A 1,042-nucleotide genomic window follows, 5' to 3' on the forward strand; every position below is an offset into this window, starting at 1 on the left:
CCCTTGATCCCCCCTTTCCCCCCGTCAGATTGGGCGACGCGGGCACCCAGGCCAACACGGGCATTCAGACTGACGCGGGCACCCAGTCGGACGCGGGCATTCAGACTGACGCGGGCATTCAGACTGACGCGGGTACCCAGGCGGACGCAGGCACCCCGCCCAGCTGGAACGAGCGGGAACAGAACAAACTGCGCGTGCGCATCAATAAGCTCTTCACGGAGTTGAGTCGCCGGAGCAAGGGAAAGACGCAACCTGCGGATCTGCATGAAGGATTGGTGCAGCTCAGCCGCTCCGCCGCCAATGCGACCAAGGCGAAGGAGCGCAAGTACATCCACGACGCGCTCAACGGGTGGGAAGCCCGCCTCAACAAGCAGCTACCCCCGCCCTAACCCCGGTCGTCCTCGTCCTCGTCGTCCAGACCCTCGGGTGACTCCAGGAGCCGGCGCGCGCGCTCCATCATCTCCACGACGATCTGCCCCGCGGGCTGCACGGTGTCGATGCGCGACATGCTCGCGCCTCCCGCCGGGAGGCTCATCTCCTCCAGGTCCCCCTGCGTATCCGGCGTGGGCAGGAAGGCGCTGAACTTCGGCATCACGTACTGCACGTCCAGCACGCCGGGAAACAGCCGCGTCGTCCCGATGGTCTCCGGCCCCTGCCTCGGCGCGCGGGACTCGCGCCCCGCCCACTCGCGCACCACGCGGTTGCGGATCACCCGCATGCGCGTGCCCGGCCACTCCGGCCCGAACAACGTCGTCATCGTCGTGTCGCCCGCGTCCCCCTCCACCAGCTGCTGCTTGTAGAGCGGGTGCGCGTACGCCTCCACCGACGCGATGAGCCGCGTGCCCACCCAGACGCCGTCCGCGCCGTGGTACAGCGCCCGCGCCGCGCTGAAGCCGTCCGCGATGCCTCCCGCCGCCAGCACCGGCACCTCCGCCGACAGCGCCCGGAACTCGCGCACGAGCGCCAGCGTCGGCGTGCTGCCCAGGTTGCGCCCTCCCGCCTGCCGCCCCTGGGCGATCAGCCCCTCCTGTCTCTTATACAC

General features: G+C 69.7%; 1 protein-coding gene and 1 pseudogene. One reads left to right on the forward strand and one right to left on the reverse strand.

What is annotated here, in order from left to right; translation table 11 throughout:
• Window positions 1-389 (forward strand): annotated as a pseudogene (locus tag D7V97_RS45155) (hypothetical protein); the annotation flags it as partial.
• Here the strand turns inward: D7V97_RS45155 and D7V97_RS43285 are convergent.
• A partial coding sequence (locus D7V97_RS43285) for a nitronate monooxygenase family protein (RefSeq protein WP_199729236.1) occupies window positions 386-1,042 on the reverse strand: 657 nt, incomplete at its 5' end. The pseudogene D7V97_RS45155 and the gene D7V97_RS43285 sit on opposite strands and share 4 nt — an antisense overlap.

This window comes from Corallococcus sp. CA053C (assembly GCF_003611675.1).
Lineage (GTDB): Bacteria > Myxococcota > Myxococcia > Myxococcales > Myxococcaceae > Corallococcus.